The organism is Paenibacillus solanacearum (genome assembly GCF_910593845.1).
In the GTDB taxonomy this organism is placed as follows: Bacteria; Bacillota; Bacilli; order Paenibacillales; family NBRC-103111; genus Paenibacillus_G; species Paenibacillus_G solanacearum.
Window position 1 is genome coordinate 1 of sequence record NZ_CAJVAS010000058.1, and the last position, 17,441, is coordinate 17,441.

General features: G+C 52.8%; 9 protein-coding genes. 6 read left to right on the top strand and 3 right to left on the bottom strand.

The features are described from left to right. Window positions 1-122: 122 nt before the first annotated feature. Window positions 123-1,271, bottom strand: a complete 1,149-nt coding sequence (locus KXG62_RS31180) for a serine hydrolase domain-containing protein (protein WP_218095914.1) — start codon at window positions 1,269-1,271, stop codon at window positions 123-125. A gap of 378 nt (window positions 1,272-1,649) precedes the next feature. Between KXG62_RS31180 and KXG62_RS31185 the strand changes: the two genes are divergently transcribed. The 6 genes from KXG62_RS31185 to KXG62_RS31210 all read left to right on the top strand — a co-directional run bounded on the left by KXG62_RS31185 (window position 1,650) and on the right by KXG62_RS31210 (window position 12,741). After that, window positions 1,650-3,932, top strand: coding sequence for an AraC family transcriptional regulator (locus tag KXG62_RS31185; RefSeq protein ID WP_218095915.1), 2,283 nt, complete (start codon window positions 1,650-1,652; stop codon window positions 3,930-3,932). Between the two features lie 145 nt (window positions 3,933-4,077). Then, window positions 4,078-5,796, top strand: a complete 1,719-nt coding sequence (locus tag KXG62_RS31190) for an extracellular solute-binding protein (protein WP_218095916.1) — start codon at window positions 4,078-4,080, stop codon at window positions 5,794-5,796. A gap of 45 nt (window positions 5,797-5,841) precedes the next feature. Next, a complete protein-coding gene (locus tag KXG62_RS31195; protein WP_218095917.1) occupies window positions 5,842-7,170 on the top strand; it encodes an ABC transporter substrate-binding protein in 1,329 nt (442 codons plus the stop codon). Between the two features lie 27 nt (window positions 7,171-7,197). After that, complete coding sequence (locus KXG62_RS31200) at window positions 7,198-8,592, top strand: sialate O-acetylesterase (RefSeq protein WP_281427048.1); 1,395 nt, start codon at window positions 7,198-7,200, stop codon at window positions 8,590-8,592. 65 nt (window positions 8,593-8,657) lie between these two features. After that, on the top strand, window positions 8,658-10,601 hold the full coding sequence (locus KXG62_RS31205; RefSeq protein ID WP_218095919.1) for a hypothetical protein: 1,944 nt from the start codon (window positions 8,658-8,660) through the stop codon (window positions 10,599-10,601). Window positions 10,602-11,076: 475 nt separating this feature from the next. Further along, complete coding sequence (locus KXG62_RS31210) at window positions 11,077-12,741, top strand: P-loop domain-containing protein (protein WP_218095920.1); 1,665 nt, start codon at window positions 11,077-11,079, stop codon at window positions 12,739-12,741. A 43-nt stretch (window positions 12,742-12,784) separates the two neighbouring features. On the opposite strand, the gene KXG62_RS31215 is transcribed toward KXG62_RS31210, so the two are convergent. Together KXG62_RS31215 and KXG62_RS31220 are read right to left on the bottom strand one after the other, a co-directional pair. After that, window positions 12,785-15,721 carry a DEAD/DEAH box helicase gene (locus KXG62_RS31215; RefSeq protein WP_218095921.1) on the bottom strand — a complete coding sequence of 979 codons (2,937 nt, stop codon included), beginning with the start codon at window positions 15,719-15,721 and terminating at the stop codon, window positions 12,785-12,787. Continuing rightward, the gene (locus KXG62_RS31220) at window positions 15,718-17,283 is read right to left on the bottom strand and encodes an SWIM zinc finger family protein (RefSeq protein ID WP_218095922.1); all 1,566 of its coding nucleotides are present in this window, start codon (window positions 17,281-17,283) and stop codon (window positions 15,718-15,720) included. Before KXG62_RS31220 ends, KXG62_RS31215 begins: the two co-directional genes overlap by 4 nt. Window positions 17,284-17,441 lie beyond the last annotated feature (158 nt).

The following is a 17,441-nucleotide window of genomic DNA, read 5'->3' on the forward strand; positions in this document are numbered from 1 at the left end:
GACTTAAAACGCTCTTGTAATCTGCATGCACATGAATGACGAACATCGGAAAGCCGTATGAGGGAAAACCTCACGTACGGTTTGATGAGGAGGGGCAGATTTCTCTGCCCTTTACTCTAGACCTAACGAAGTTTCTCACGGATTAGATCAGCTACAAGCCGATCCGGGGATCGCTCGCCTCTTCCAACCTTCATATGATTACACAGCACCGCCACTGCAAGGAAATTCGATGGATCGGCATACCCAATCATACCGCCCAAACCGGCATAGCCGAAAGCCGTCGGTGTACCTCCCATGACATCACCCTCTTGGCTGAGACTATAGCCAAGCCCCAGTCTATTGGGAGCGAGCCCCACTTCGTCAATGCCTTCGAAATGCAGTGACGTCGCCTCCGCTACAGAATCCGACTCGAGCAGACGTTTACCATTAACACCCTCGCTAATCAGTGAAGCATACATACACGCTAACGCTTGTGCCGTAGCGACAACATTTACGGCGGGTACGGCCGCAGCATGGAACCATGGTGAATTCCATTCTGGATTTGCAACAGGGACCAGGGTCGGAGGGAGTACTCGCTTGAAAAGCATGTCATCTGGCATGGAAGCAATGGGTACGGCTTCACCGCTAATCTCAGCGATTCGGGGTTCCGCTTCCATGGAGGCGCCTAAATACAGATCCTTTTCAATGCCTAAAGGCTTGCATATCTCGTCATGAACAATTTGAGCAAAAGTCCGGCCGTCAGCTCGGGATGCCGTTTCTCCCAAAATCCAACCGAAGGTTAGACCATGATAACCTGACTTACTGCCAGGTTCCCAAATCGGCTCTAGCTTCTCTATCTCGCAGACCATCGCTTTCCAGTCAGTGATGAGGCGCATATCCGCGTACATCGGCATCAAGGGAATTCCTGCCGTATGAGTAAGCACTTGGCGAAGAGTAATCTTTTCCTTGCCATTTGCTCCGAACTCGGGCCAGTAATGGGAGATCTTCTCATCATACGCTAATTTGCCCTGTTGGACGAGAATATGAATAGCAGTTGAAATAATGCCTTTGGAGCAAGATTGCACAACGAATAAAGTATCTTGGTCAACGGAGCGTCGTCCTGCGGAATCAGCGCTTCCTGAAAAAACATTCAGAACCAGCTCTCCATGCCAATAAGCTGCCGCTTGGAATCCTGCGCCCATATCGTCTTCTGCAAGCTCATCCAACAACTGTTTGACATGAAGCTGTAAGTCTATGAGATTTTGGCGATTTTTAATAAATGGATTGGTCAATGCATTCAACTCCCTTATTTTAATTAAACAATAAGGTGCAAAGCCCATCCTTTGAAACGTCTTGCGGGCGAACAGGAGTACTCATCATTCGCCCATGCAAAGGTTCGCCTTAAGAAGAGGCTTTGCATGAGCCGCGTGACATACCGGCAAAATGATTTGCCATCAAAATCGACCCCCTTTCAGTGAAAATAGTAGCAAAGAATAATGGATGCATCAACTCCTTTGTTCAGTCGGAAAGGAATTTTCGGGTGCGCCGCGAATGATTCATACAGGAAGAGATGGAATAAGCATGTATCGTCAATCCAGTAGTCGGGAGACGGCATGTAACCACAAATCGGAACGCAGTTCTTCATTATGAAACAGTTGGGGGTCATCGTATTGAAAACGCTTTTGTCTTCCGGCATCCGCTCCAAATGGTTTTACCGGTACTTGTTGTCCTATATCGCGATATTGGCTGTCCCGCTGCTGGTCATCGGTCTGTTCGTCTATTACGATTTCATCCTCACGCTGCAGAAGGAAGTGACGGGCAGCAATTTGAACATGCTCAGTCAAGTGAAGGAAATCGTCGATGTGAAAATCGACGAGCTGGACAAAATCGCTTATCAAATTTCTGAAAATCCGGAATTGACGCCTTACATGGCGACCAAAAACGCTTATCAGGGTATGAATACGATCCGCGAGCTGAAAAATTATGCCGCCGGCAACAGCTTCATCTACGAAGTGGTGCTTCATATGCGGGATCATCCCATGCTTTATTCGTCGTTCAGTTCCTATCCGGTCGATCGGTTCGCGGGGGATATATACCGGTTTCGCGACTGGAGTCAGGAAGAGTTCGAGCGCGACCTCGACCGGAGCAAAGGCTCCTTGCTTCGACCGGCCGAGGAAGCCGGCATGGTGAAGGAAGGCCGGATCGTTCCGTATATTGTGCCGATTCCGTACAAGGACGAGGTGCCGTACGGCAACGTCATCTTCCTGCTGACGGAGCAGTCGGTGAGAAAACTGATCCTGAATATTTTGCGCGACTACGGCGGGAATACGTTCATCGCCGATGCGCAGGGCCGCATCGTGACTTCGCTTGAGGACGATTCGCGGTTCGACATTCCGGGCTTTCTGTCGAGCGTCGGGCCGGCGGCGGTGCGCGGATCGACTTCCGTGGAGCTTGGCGGCGACGACTATTTCGTAACGTATATCCGCTCGTCGCATACGGGATGGACTTACATTACGCTCGTCGAGAAAGCCCGGGTGATGGCTCCCGTCGTTCGGATCAAGCAGAACGCACTGGCAGGGCTTGCGTTTACACTGCTGCTCGGAGCCGCCGTCATCTGGCTGCTGATGAATCTGAATTACAACCCGCTGCTCCGTCTGAAAAATTTCGCGGAAACGCTCGCCGGCCGCAAAGCCACCGGCCGCGACGAGCTTGAGGCGATCCGTCTCGCCGTAAGCGATATGTCCGAGAACAGCCAGGTGCTGCGTCAGCAGCTGAAACATAACAAGCCGGCGCTTAAAGCGTATGTGCTCGACAAATTGCTGAAAGGGCATATGAGAGACATCGAGGAATTCAACCGATCCGGAAGCGGCTGCGGCGTCGGTTTTGCCGGCACGTTTTACCGGGTAGCGGTTTTTTTGCTGGATGGTCTCGGCAGTGGGGAGGGCAAATCGGTAAAGGAGAACGTAATCGCTTATATGGAGCGGCATTTGCCCGAAGGAGTGGAAGGTTACGGGATCGACGGCATGGAGAACAACCGGTTTCTATTCCTTATTGCGACCCGCAACGCCGACGACGATACGGTGCTGGAAGCGCTGGCGCGCATCCGCGAATCGGTATGGGCGAAATGGCAGTTTCATTCGACCGTCGGACTGGGGGGCGTTTACAGCGAAGCTGCTCATATCGGGAAATCTTGCATCGAGGCGACGACGGCACTGGAGTACAGGCTCGTGAAAGGGAAAAACCGGATTATTCTGTTCGGAGACATCGGGGAATCGGTGCCGGGCGGATATTCCAAGAAAGAGCTCGCGGATCTGGAGCTTTCCTTAAAGCAAGGAGATGCGGACAAAATCAAGGAATGTCTCGATGCGGTCATCGGGCTTATTCACCTGAACGGTCCGTCGCTGTTTATGGCCCGGTCGATATGCTACGAGCTGATTCATACGATTTTACGCCCGCTGGACGAAATGAATATGCGCGGAAACCGGAAGCCGCTTCCCGACGTGTTGTCGCTTTTCGCGTTCGAGACGGTGGAGGAACTGTCCGAGCTCGTCTGCAAAATCAGTTTGGACATCGGCCGGCGGATCAAGGAAAGCAAGGAAAGCCGCAATTACGCGCTGAAGGAAGAACTGATCGGCTATATTGAACGGCACTACGGGGATTATCATTTCTCGCTGCACACGATGGCGGAGGCGCTGTCGATGTCGGCTTCTTACTTGAGCCGGTATTTCAAGGACCAGACCGGATTGACCGTCTCGCAGTACGTTCACGAGCTGCGGCTGGACAAGGCGAAAGAGCTGCTGCGCACAGGCGATGACAATATTCAGGAGCTGGTCAAGCGGATCGGATATGCGAGCCCGTCCAGCTTTATCCGCAAATTCCGCGAAGCCGAAGGAATGACGCCGGGCGAGTACAGGCGGCTGTATGTAAAGGATGGCACATCGGGCTCCGGCTGAACATCGGCGCGAATGTAATGGCCGGCACATGCTGGCGGCAACGGATGATTTACAGCTTCCCCCCCAGAGGCGTTATAGTGGAGTTGCTTCCGATGACGGGAACATGAAGGGGGGGACAAAAAAAGCAAACAGGAGCGTGGAGAAAATGCGGTGGATAGTCCCGGAAGGGCGAGGCGTGCGGACGGCATTGGCGAAGCGGGTGACGCAGGCGAAACGGGCCGTGGGGACGAAGAAATTGCTGCTGCTCGGAAGCGCGATACTTGCAATCGCGGTATGGATCGGCTATGAAGGCCTTAGAGAACGCGCAGGCGCCGGGTCGGAAGGGACGGCCGGAAATTCCGCTCCGCAGGGGGAGACGGGAGCCGGCATATACACCTCAGGGCTGCCGATCGTAGGAAAACCGGTAACCCTGCGCGCTGCCGTAAGGAAAACGGTGACGCATGGAGACTTCGCACAGATGCAGACGTTCCAGGATTTGGAGAGGGCAACCAACATCCGATTCGAATGGGATCAAATTCCGAGCGAAACGTACACCGAGAAGAAAAAGTGGATGTTTCTGAACGGCGAGCTGCCCGACGTTTTCTTCTCCGGTCTCACCTCGAGCGACGTCGTCCGTTACGGCAGTCAGGGCTTGCTTATTCCGTTGGAAGATCTGATCGACAAATACGCACCGAATATCAAGAAAGTATTTGATGCGTATCCGGAAGTAAGGAAGGCGTCGACTACGCCCGACGGCCACATCTACTCCTTGTCGTTTTTGGAAGCTAACGACTACATGGTGTACCGCAACCATTTGGCGATCAACCGGGAATGGCTGGATAAGCTAGGGCTCGAAGTGCCGACAACGACCGATGAATTGTATCGGGTGCTTCAGGCGTTCAAGAAACGGGACCCGAACGGCAACGGCATACGGGACGAAATTCCGCTCGCATCGCTGTACGGCGGCATCAATCAGAATTTCCATGCCCTGTTCAACGCATTCGGCGTACGCAATCCGGACGGCAGCAAGCTGGCGGTCAAAGACAACAGCGTTCGTTACGAGCCGGCTCAGCCGGAATACAAAGATGCGATCAAGTATATTCATCAGCTGTATGCCGAGCAATTGATCGATCCGGAAACGTTCACGCAGGACGCGAAGCGGTTCATGGCCAAGGGCAGCGCCCCGGAGATCGTCTACGGCGCTTTTACCGCGTTTCTCGGCAACGTGGAGCTCGGATCGTTGGATCGGCTGAAGCGGTATGCGATCGTTCCTCCGCTTGCCGGTCCGAACGGAGACCGTACATGGCGAAGGCAGGATAACCGGATTACGCCGAATACGTTCTCCATTACTTCCGCCAACAAATACCCGGAAGCTACGATGCGCTTGATCGACGCTATGAATGAGGAGGATACCGCGTTCCAGCTGTGGCGCGGCCCGTACGGCAGCCACATTCGGAAAGAGGCGGACGGCAAAATCAGGCAAAATCCGCTGCCCGAGCGCAAAACGGTTCTGGAAGCATGGATCGGCGAGGCCGCTCCGTACAATTCGGTTCCTCTCTATTTCACCAAAACGATGATGGACAACTACGTGCTGGACGAGACGAGCAGCCTGCGGAATGAAGCCTACAAGCTGTATAAGCCCTATATCGTCAGCGAAGAAGAGACATACCCGCAGTATATCTACTATACGGTCGGGCAGCTTCAGCAGTTGCAAGCGCTGGATACCGACATTCAGTCGTATCAAAGCGCGATGGAAGCAAAATGGATTATCGAGGGCGGTATCGACGAGGAATGGGACCGCTATATCGCCGAATTGCACAAGATGGGGCTGGACCGCAAAATCCGGATTCATCAGGACGCTTATGACGCGTACCGGCGCTTTTGATTCGTCATGGAAACGTGGCTTGTGAACGAAGGGGAGGATATAATTGTGTTTACAAAAAAGATCGTGTTGACCGTAACAGCGGCAAGCGTCGTTTCATTAGTAACCGGATGTGCTTCTGTGAAGGAAGAGAAGAAGCCGGAGGCATCGCAGCCTTCGAAGATAGAAGTTCCGCAAGGCCCCATTACGTTTAAGGTCGCTTCGAACAGGACAAAAGAAAGCTTTGCAAGAGTCAACAAAATAATCCGTGCGAAATATCCGAATGTTACATTAGAACAAATGGCCAGCTACAAAAACAACGAGAAAGCGCTGAAAGATATGATTTCTGCAGGTGACCTTCCGGATATTATCGACGAGGCTACCACCAATACTCCGATACTGCTTGATCTCGAATTTCCTATCGATCTCGAGCCTATTATTAAAAAACTAAACTTAAACATCAGCAGCTTAGATCAGCAAACGATTGATAGTATTCGTTCCTATAACGGGAAGCTGTTTATGCTGCCAACGAACCTGACGCCTCCGCTGGTGTTGTTTTACAATAAGGATATCTTTGATCGGTTCGGTGTGCCGTATCCGGCGGTCGGCAATACGTGGGATGATAATATACAATTAGCCAAAAAGCTATCCCGCACCGACGCGGGAGTCAATTATAAGGGGATGTCGACAGGTACGATCATCAACCGTATGGCAACGCAACTATCTTTGCCCTATGTCGACACCAAATCAGGAAGATCGGCTGTCCTCTCGAATGACGGTTGGAAGAAAATGTTCGAGAAATGGAAAGAAATCTACGATATTCCAGGCAATTATCCGAGTGGCGCGAAATTCAGCAATGGCGTAAATGATTTCTTGAAAAACAAAAACTTGGCGATGTTTCCTCACTTTCTATTGTTGGCGCAAGATAAGCTATTCGAAGATGCAGTTAAGAGCGGATTAAATTGGGGAGCAACGACCTTTCCTACGTTTAAAGAAGCTCCGGGAGTAGGGCCCTCCGGTATTTCCGGCGGATTTATGATTACGAAAATGAATAAATACCCGGAATTTGCTTTGCAGGTCATGATGACCTTGCTGTCAGACGAAGGACAAATTGAGATGGCGAAGGATGGCATGGTACCGAGCGTGAATAAGCCGGAGCTCAGAAGCCATATTTACGAGGATTCCGCAATCGTGAATCAAATTCCTAAAGATGTGTTAGCCGCGATCTACAAGATGAAAGAAGCTAAACCGTATTCCCGAAGCAGATATGATACCGCTTCCCTCAATACGGTTACGAAATATATTAACGAGTATATTGGAGGAAAGATGGACTTAAATTCGGCGCTTCGAAAAGCGGATGAAGAAATCAATAAGCTCATCGAAGCCGATAAAAAATAAAATGGTCTGACGTAACCGGCAATACGTATGAACAAACTACGAAAAGGTGATGGCTTGATAACAGCGCAGCTTATTGAACCGATTGCACAGCGGGTATATCAGCGAAATGAAAAAAGTGTGAGCGACATCTCGATCGAAGTTGTTTTATCCGATCCCGTTACCGGAAGATTGGAGGCGCGTTTATCTTCGGAGTGCTCTCCAACCCCATGGAGGTACATAGGTGAAGTCAATGGAACATCTTTTAAAGGAACGTTACCTGATGTACCGGTTGGCCAGCATCTGTTGGATGTGCGGATTTCGTTTGATTCGAAAACGATTACACTAACTGCGGACCCTGTATTTGTAGGAGATTTATGGATACTGGCGGGCCAATCGAATATGGAAGGCTGCGGGAAAAATATTGATCTGGAGATGCCTGTAACAGGGGTTAGCTGTTTCTATATGGGCGACACATGGGATATTGCACGGGAACCGCTGTGCTGGCTTCAGGAATCGATCGATCCCGTGAACTGGAACGTACCGGAGGAAGAACGCGAACAGGCGATTCGTACCGTGAGACAAGAACGTTCGAATGGGGCGGGTCTTAGCCTTACCTTTGCCAAAAAAATACTTCAACATACAGGCGTACCTATCGGCTTGATCATGTGTGCGCATGGCGGGACGAGCATGTCCCAATGGGACCCCGGTTTAATCGGCGAAGAAGGCCGTTCCTTTTACGGTGCCATGATCCGCAAGGTAAGAAAGCTCGGCGGCCGGGTGAAAGGGTGTCTTTGGTACCAAGGGGAAGCTGATGCGAATGAAAAAGCGGCACCGGATTATTTGGAGCGCACGATACGCTGGGTGAACAGCCTGCGCAGTGATTTATCTTCGCCGGAATTACCGTTTATTTATGCGCAGCTGTCGGTTTTTCACATCAACGGGGACGGAAAATGGTGGAACCGCATTCAGCAGGATCAATTCGAACTGGAATCCAAAATAAAGCATGCAGCTATGGTACCAACCATCGATGCGACGCTCTCGGATGCGATCCATTTGGATGCCCGGTCGTTAAAAGAGGTTGGCCGGCGTATGGCGTCGGCAGCTTTGCGGCTCACTTACGGGATACACGAGGCGGAGAGCGGTCCCCGGCCGGCCGATTTTGCCTGGAATACGGATCGAACCGAGCTGCGCATCTCCTTATCGGGAATTAACGGCGAATTGGCTCAAGTTGAGCAGGTGTACGGAATCCTTATGATATCCGGCGGAGTCAAGCAATGGCTGTCGGCAAGCATCGGGGAGGACCGGCAGCATATCGTTATCTGCTTCCAAGAGCCGGTACCGGTGGGCAGCAAGCTGCTTCACGGCGTCGGCTACAATCCGACGGTTAATGTAAAAGACGCTAGAAGCATCCCATTACCCGTCTTCGGTCCGGTTGATGTATAACAGGATATACGAAGCTTATTAAAACATTCGTTCGCGGCTACCGCGCAGGAAGGATGGTGCAGCGCATGTCGGATCAATCGGGCAAAATCAGCAGAAGAGGGCTGCTTATGCAAATGGGGGCGGCCGGGACCGCGCTGGCTGCCGGGGTCATACTCGGGCAAGGGGCGATGGGGGCCGAGAGGGGGCAATCCACCGTTACCCGCCATACGTACGGCGAGCCCGGCTTCTGTGAGGGCGGCGGCTTGCGCGCCGGCGGATTCGTGAATGTCATGGACTACATTCCGCCGGAGGAGCATGCCGGCATTAGCGCAGGAACGTCGTCCTATGACTGCACAACCGCGATCAATACCGCGCTCGGCAAGAAATGCGCCATCCTGTTTCCATGCGGCGTGTTCGAGATTTCGTCTTCCCTCATCTTGGATACCGGCAATTATGTGCATGGCTCAGGCAAGGGCAATACGGTCATCCGGCTGAAAGCCGGCTCCAATTGCGATGTATTCCGGACGAGAGATTTCGACACGCTGAAAGGCAATACGAACGGGGCGGCGCTCGCCCCGAGATATTTCGGAATCGAGCATTTGACGATTGAAGGCAATTATATAGCGAAGGGCTGGAGAGAGGACAATAACAGCTGCAACAATACGCAAGGCTCCGCCATCGCCATATACGGGTGGGGATACCGGATCAATGCGGAAGTGTACAATATTGCCGCTCATGCCCTATACAGCGAATGCATGGGCGACCCCGGCCAGCAGTTCGAGCGGTATTCGACGGTTGAACTGCACGGGAGAATATCGGGGGAGGAGGCCGTCGTGTTTCGCGGCCCTGGCGACATTGTATTGGACAAAATCGTCTTCGGCGTAGTCGGGGTCAAACCTAGACCGGACTATTACGCGATCGCGGGCAGAACGTCATCGCTGTTCGCCGGCGATACGTTGGACGGGATTGTGCTCGATGAGACGAGTCCTTACGACGGCCATTGCGAGCTGGGCTTCGTGCATATTTACGGCGTCTATTACGGCTATGGCATCCGGACCCGGGGCGTGTGCAGAATCAAGGCGGAGCATCTCGTCAGTGAAAATAACCGCGGAGGCGCCCGCTTCCAGGACGGGGCTTGGGGCGTCGTCTCGATATTGGAGGTTCACGCGAACGGGAGAATTCCTCCGGAGTACAAAGCTTCGATCGCCGGGTCTCCTCCGCTGCCCCCGCTCGAAGGCTGCTTGTGCGAATCGTCGTGGGGGATGCAGATTTCTGGACTGCACGTGCAGCGCAACGGGCCGAGTCAGGACGGCTGGCCTACACTGAAAGTAAGCGGCGCCTACAACACGATCCATTTGACGAGCCGGGGCTATGCGAATGCGGCAACGGGAACTTATTATGCCGGCAGTGCCGCCGTGATCGAAGGCGTCAATCAGACGGTCAGCGTCAACGCGCACCGCATTAACGGAGATGCGGTCGTCATCCGGGCGGTTACGTCCTCGATCGAACTGAACGTGCGTGATGTGACGAACGGATCGGGGCTTGTCCGGGACGCCGGCAGCGGCAACGTCAACAGGGGCAACTGCATCACCGGAACGGTGAATGAGGCGGCCACCGGTTTTACCTCGATCGGAACCCCGACTTGCGAGAGCATCCGGCTTGTGTTGAACAATTCGTCTGCCAAGCCGTTGTTTGCCGGCAGCAGGCCGGATCTGCAAAACCGGGCGCAGCACTGGGACATTAGCGCCGCTTGGAGCAATGTACCTTACGGAACGCGTTCCCGGGTCTATTTCACGTTCGATATGACCGTTGTGACGGAGCAGACGATTACGGTACCGCACCGTCTCATTTACCAGCCCGATTTTCGCGAAGTGTCATGGAGCATCGAGGACAGGGCTGCGACATGGGACGGCCAAATCGAGTATATTCGGTTTCAAGCCGCGGATGCGACAAATCTCGTATTTAAGTTGAAGCTTTCCCAGGCCGGCAGCACCGGTGCCGATGTGCGCATAGGCGTGCAGGTCGGGTAGCGGAGGCAGGTATAACGGAAACGCCCCTATGGGGCCATCCTTTACCTATTTCAGGATTTGAGTTAATTATAATGAATCTTTCCCTATATTGCGGATGATCTTCATGTTATGATCATGTTGCTGGAAAAATAAATCGTAACGAGGTGAGGACAATGAAAACAAAACAATATACGTCTTATCCTCATGCTGCTTTTTAGTTATTCTTTGACGAATATATCAGGCTCTGAGGGTAGGATTTACTCTCAGGGCTTTTATATTTAGGCAGCAGGAGCATTGAAGCTTCCTTGCCGGTCTATGACAGCCACTTACAGAGTGGCTGTTATTTTTTTAGGACAAAAGGCGGGTCAAGGCAGCAGTTTCAACTTCGGCGTCGTTACCCTGTATTCACCGCTTTCCCAATATGAAAGGATGATGCTTTATTAAAAGACTCGCTCAATATTTTCGCTCGTTACAATCCGGACAGTCATCGTACAGTATGATTTATGAAGGTTCCTACTATGACGAAGGGGGGACGATATCCGACCCCACCTATTGGGATAATGATGTTGCCTATTGCATTGAACGGACACATAAACTGACACTGGATAAACCGTGTATCACCATTAAAATCCCTTTTGACCGTCTCAGCTTAGATGAAACTAGGGATCAAGTGGTTCTCTCCGATTTTGCATTAAGAGAATGGGCTCATCATATTAAGGCATTAAATGAACTGATTTATAATCGGTCACGTTCTGATAAAGAAAATGGTGCTTTTTATTGTTTTCATCCAACGAATGCAGTGTTGCAGCGGAATGTATCCTTTGTCGAAGTCATCTCGGAAAAATGGTATTTATGCTTAATGATTACAGTTCAGCTTCCATTCAAAAATAATGATAAAGCGATGCGCATGCTCTGCAAGATGCTTCCAAGAGAAGTGGAGGCGTTCATCGCCAACTTTGATCTCACCCAATTAAATGCTGCCTTTGCATTGGCAAAAAAACAAAATAGGATTCGCGAATGGCTGAAATCCAGTGATTATTGTGCGTTTATTGCGAATGGCAGCATTTTGCCAAGAAATAAAGACAACAGCGGGCCACTGGAAGGTGCCTTGCCTTTTGTATCCCCGGAAGATGTTGAAGTTGAAATTTGCGGTTTACGAGGAATGGGAATCAAACAGGGTGTGACGGTCATTACCGGCGGTGGTTATTCGGGTAAAAGCACACTGCTGGATGCGCTAAATTCAGGGATTTACAATCACGTCCTAGGCGACGGACGAGAATTTGTGATTACAGACCCAAGTGCAATGGAAATATCTGCGGAGGAAGGCCGTTCCATAAATAATATCAATATTACGCCTTTCATCAAATGGATACCCCAGGGTTCGGCTGATCGGTTTTCGACGGACTACGCCTCAGGTTCCACATCTCAGGCCGCAAATATTATGGAGGCCATCAACTTCGGGTGTAAGCTTCTTCTTATTGATGAAGACCGAAGTGCGACGAATTTTATGATTCAAGACATTAAGATGCGTTCATTAATCAAGCATGATCCCATTACCCCTTTTACGGAACGGGTCAGGGAGCTTTATGAGGCTGCTCACGTATCTTCCATTCTTGTGATTGGAGGTAGCGGTGAATTTTTATCCGTTGCCGATCAAATCATCTTGATGGACAATTTTATGCCCAAAAACGTAACTGAGGAAGCAAAAAAATTATGTGAACACGACCAACCACGCGAACGGGTCCCCCTTACCAAATGGGAGATCGAAAGAAAAATAACCGCCGATCACTTTTCGAGCTACCCACAGGGCAGTGGTACAGAAAAGCTGATGGTTTCAACCATGGGATATGTAATGATAGGTGAAGAACAAATTGATATCAGAGGGCTTTACAATATCACATCACACGCCCAGCTTGCAGCTATTGCCTTTTTAATTCGAAAACTCGCTATAAGTAATCAGGATCGCCTCATCTTTCTTCAGGAAAAGATCCAAAAGGCTCTCGAAGATATGGAGAGAGAAGGGGTAGATATTGTATTTTCTTCCTTTTTCCCTGGCTTCGAAAGATGGCTTGAATTACCAAGAATTAATGAAGTATTCTGTGTCATAAACCGAATGAAACATTTGAATTTTATTCAGCAGGATCCCTCTGAACAAGCATAATCGGCGGCCCGATCGGCATGGAGCCGACCGGGCGCTAGTACAACTACTGGCGAAGTGCAAACAGGTCGTGCAACTCCTCGTTCGTAAATTCGGTAATCCAGCTTTCGGAGGTGGAGATGACATTTTCGCTTAAGCTCATTTTGCTCTCAAGCATGTCGTCGATCTTCTCCTCCAGCGTACCGAAGGATATGAATTTATGCACCTGCACATTCCGCTTCTGACCCATGCGGTAGGCGCGATCGGTTGCCTGGTTCTCAACGGCGGGATTCCACCAGCGGTCGAAATGAAACACATGGTTCGCCGCCGTCAGATTCAGGCCGACCCCTCCCGCCTTCAGCGACAAAATGAAGATTCCCGGCCCTGTACCGTCTTCCGCTTGAAAGGTATCGTTCATATGATCGCGATCCGCTTTGGGGGTACTGCCGTTCAGGTACAGCACCGGTTCCCCGCGCTCGGCCTGCAGAATGTCGCTAAGCATTCGGCCCATGCCTATATATTGGGTGAAGATCAAGCAGGAATCCCCCTCATCGCGGAGCTCGCCGACCATGGCGATAAGCCGCTCCAGCTTGGCTGAACGTGAGATGAACGCCTCCCGCGCCACAGCCGATTGCAGCATTTCCGCGGCAAGTCCGTCTTCCTTCGTCAGCAGCACAGGGTGGTTGCATAGCTGCTTGAGCCGGGTCAGCGCGCTTAGGATGGCTCCTTTGCGCTCCATGCCTTCCAGTTGTTTCACCCGCTCCATCAAGTCCTTGACCGTCTGCTCGTACAGCGCGCCCTGCTCAGGGGTCAGGTTAATATACACCTTCGTCTCCTGTTTGTCAGGCAGATCCAGCTGAATCGCGGGATCTTTCTTTTTGCGGCGCAGCATGAAGGGCTTGACGAGTTTGCGGAGCTGGGCCGTTTTCTCCTCGTCCTGATGCTTCTCGATCGGCCCCGAGAACCGGTGCTGAAACCCGCGTTGGCTCCCGAGATAGCCGGGATTCAGGAAATCGTATATCGACCACAGCTCGGACAGCCGGTTTTCGATCGGCGTTCCCGTTAGGGCAACCCGGTGCTTCGCTTGGATAGAGCGTATCGCGATGGATTGCTTGTTTTGCGCGTTCTTAATGTTTTGAGCTTCATCCAGACAAAGGGAGCTCCAGACGGTTTCCTGCAGCGTCTCCTGATCGGATAAGGCGATGGTATAGGACGTAAGCACAACGTCGGTATGCTTCAGGGCATCCTTGAGCGTGTCGCCGCTTAGACGGCCTTTCCCGTAATGGAGCATGACCTCCAGCTCAGGGGCGAACCGGGCAAGCTCCTTCTGCCAGTTGCCGAGTACGGAGGTTGGACAGATCAGCAGGGCGGGAGCGCTCGAGACCGGCTTATGGTGCAGCAAGTACGTGATAAACTGAACGGTTTTGCCAAGTCCCATGTCGTCGGCCAGGCAGGCGCCGAGCCCGAATTTTCTCAGGAAGCTGAGCCATGTGAAGCCTTCGCGCTGGTAGCTGCGCAGCTCGGCGCGAAGCCCCGGAGGTACGGGGAGCTCCTCCAGCTCCGATGGCTTACCGAGCTGACGCATGAGCGCCAAGAGATGCGCGTTTAGCTCGACCTCCAGCTGTACTCTCGCTTCATCTTCTTCCGGTGGTTCTCCATTCTTAGAGCCGCCGCTGCTCCTGGAGGAAGTGGAAGAGGCGGCGTCCGCATCCTGCTCGCTGAGCAGATGCAGTTGAAGGACATCCTGCAGGGACAGCCCTTCCTCCGGGTTCATACTGCTCATGAGTCGTTGAATTTGCTCCAGCAGCGCCGGGTCCAGATACACCCATTCCCCGCGGAAGCGGATCAGCCGTTCCTTGCGGCTGAGCAGCTCTGCGAACTGCTGCTCATTCAGGTCCATGTTCCCTATAGCGATCCGCCAGTCAAAATCGACGAGGGCGTTCAGACCGAAGAGCGACTCCTGGGTTTTACCTCCCGCATTCTCCGAAACGTGCGCGCGCAGCCGCGGCTTTCGCTTCGACGCCGCCTCCCACCAGCCGGGCAGCATGACGTTCCAGCCTTCGCTTAGCAGCTGACGGCTGTCTACGCTCAGAAATCGCCAAGCGTCCTCATCGCCGATCGGCCGGGAGAACAGCTCATCGCCGCTCGATGCATAGGGCAATGCCTCACGAAGTCTCGCCGTCCAGCCTTGGGTGCGCTCCCCAATGTAGGGGCTCCAATCGCTGGCCCACACGCCGTAAGCTTGTCCGTCTGTCATCAGACGGATCGGGACAAGCGCCGAATTATCGCTCTTGTCCTGAAGCACCAAGCGAAGGCGCCAGTCGTCCTGTTCCTCGTCCGGCTCCAGCAGCTGCAGGGCGGGACGGAAGGGTGCCGTGTCCGGCTTCCAGCCAAGCCGGGCAAGCCACTCTTCCTCCGTCAGCGGAGCGGAAGCAGGCGCACGATCGAACAGCGCCGGATATTCCCTGCGAAGCTCAGCCACGGAGAGGTCATTGGCATAGTGCAGCGCCGATACGGCAGCGGAGTAGGCGGCGCGCAAGCCGGACAGCTCCTCGCCGGATGCGTCCATGCTTTCCAGCGCATCCCAATCCAAGTCCTGGAGCTCGTCGGCTTCGGCATCCCAGGTCCACTCCAGCTTGCCGCTCCGGAAAGCGCGGTAGCTCGGCACGTAACGCCCCGCCTCGGCTGCTCTGTACATACAGGGTGCGGCATGAAACCATGCCTTGGCCGCCGCCTCGCCGCCCTCCCATTCCACAATGTCCATAACATTCGGCTCGGAGAAGAATGAGAGCACCATCTCTGAAGGCAGCACCGTCACCGTCAGCTCCCCGGCCTGCCGCAGTTCCAGCAAGGTGCCGTAGCAGGAGGGTTCATGCCAAGCGAATAACAGCCTGCGGAGCCGATCGCCGGGTATCTCGAAACCATTCTCATATCCCCACAGCAAGGCATCTCCGGTGTCCGTCAGCATCACATGCAAGGTGATATTGTATAATTGTATGTTCATTCCGTAAGCTTTCCTTTCCTGATTTCCTCCTGCAGCGCACGAAGCCGGCTGTGCCGCTCCACAAAATGGTGGAGGAACGCATCCCAGCGCGCTTCCGCCTTCATTTTTTTGTACACCTTCCGAAGTCGTTTCAGCAGCTTCACCGTCGCCTTGTAGTCATGCCGGTTTTTAAGCGACACATGGTGGGCGATCGCTTGGTGGTAGTATGGCAGCAGGAGCTCGGGCGCCTCCTTTTCGATCGGCTGCAGCACGCTGACCCGATGGTAGAACGGGCCATGATCTTGATGGATTTGCATCTCGATCCATGCTTTCCACTTTCCTTGCTCATATAGTGCTTCCTCGATGAGATGGGAAGAGAGGGGCAGCATGTCCTTAAGAATCGTGAACCATTGCTCCCCGGCTTCCGGTAAATGTGCCGCCGTCATTTTCCAATAATGCATATAGCGGTTCATCTCAGGAGTCAAGCGGCCGTTGAAGGAGGGGGCCGTCTTGAGCAACCATTCGAGCAGCCCCCGCCAGTTCCCGGCTTGGACGAACGGCTGAAAGAATACAACGAGCAGGCTCGTTGGAGCGTCCTTTAGCGCGCCGGAGGCTTCCAGCGCAGTCCAAGCCTCCTCATGCCGGGATTGACCGATCCATAAGTAAGCTTTCACGATGGAGGAACCGATGGATTGGGCAGGCTCCGCGGATTGGCTGTTGATATCGTTTAATTCATGAGCTGCCCACTGTCCCACATCCGGCAGAGGAGCAATTTCTTGCTGCCATAATGCCGCATAAAAGCGGAAGTGAAGAGGGTCTGTATCCTTTTCCTCGGCGATTTGGGCTCTCAGGTAGGCCAAGGTTTGTTTGAGGCGCTCCGGCGAAAGCGCGAAGTCGAAGCGTCCGGAGGCTTGCGAAAGCCAAGCTTGGATCTGATCGTACGCCCGGGCCAGCACGTGCGAGGCGAAGTAGGCTACGCTGCTTTGCGCGCTCAAGTCTTTCAGCTTTCGGAGCATGAACAGCTCCTGATGCAGCTCGAAAAACGCCTGGTCGATGTCGGATAACGGATTCGAAGCTTTACGGATCGCGTGAAGCTGATCTCTGAGCTGGTTCAAGTAATTGCCGGGGTCATAGGCCGGCTTGATGTGGGCGGTGTATTGATTCAGAAAGGTATGCCACGCCGATACGTCTGCGTGCGGCAGCTGCTCGAGCCAATCGAAGGATGAGGACGAGCGTGCCGCTGCCCGTTCGAGATGATGCTTGGCATTCATCATATGGGAAGCGGGGTAGCCGTAACGATCGCCCAGCTCCATCATCACAGCGGCCAAATGCTTGCAAGGCGGCGGCGCCGGGCAAGTGCAGGAGTAGGAGCTGAGATGGTCCAGATTCAGCGTAACCGTGTAATCCTCCGAGCCCGTTATTGCTGCGTGAATCATATGGTCTGCAGTCAGGCGCACGTCTTCGACGCGCTGCTGTTTAAAATAGGCGAACCCGCGGCTCAGCGTGACCTCGGAAAATGTGCTGGCCGCCTGCTCGAGCATCTTGTGCCATAATTCGTCATTTATAATAGTAGAAGTACGCATTCAAGACTCCTTGGAATAATAGAAAATGAGCAAGCCTGTCATTTTAATTATAAGTATATGTTTATTTTATAATAGTGCGGAGAGGAAATAAACTGCGGCCGCCTGTCAGGCTCGCCCCGGATCATCACCAGGGGCATCTGTGCTCCTTCTCGGCCCGG

Bases quoted from the DNA above. Each gene is read 5' to 3' on its own strand.
- KXG62_RS31190 (WP_218095916.1), top strand. From the start codon at position 4,078: ATGCGGTGGATAGTCCCGGAAGGGCGAGGCGTGCGGACGGCATTGGCG.
- KXG62_RS31200 (WP_281427048.1), top strand. From the start codon at position 7,198: ATGAACAAACTACGAAAAGGTGATGGCTTGATAACAGCGCAGCTTATT.
- KXG62_RS31205 (WP_218095919.1), top strand. From the start codon at position 8,658: ATGTCGGATCAATCGGGCAAAATCAGCAGAAGAGGGCTGCTTATGCAA.
- KXG62_RS31210 (WP_218095920.1), top strand. From the start codon at position 11,077: ATGATTTATGAAGGTTCCTACTATGACGAAGGGGGGACGATATCCGAC.
- KXG62_RS31215 (WP_218095921.1), bottom strand. From the start codon at position 15,721: ATGAACATACAATTATACAATATCACCTTGCATGTGATGCTGACGGAC.
- KXG62_RS31220 (WP_218095922.1), bottom strand. From the start codon at position 17,283: ATGCGTACTTCTACTATTATAAATGACGAATTATGGCACAAGATGCTC.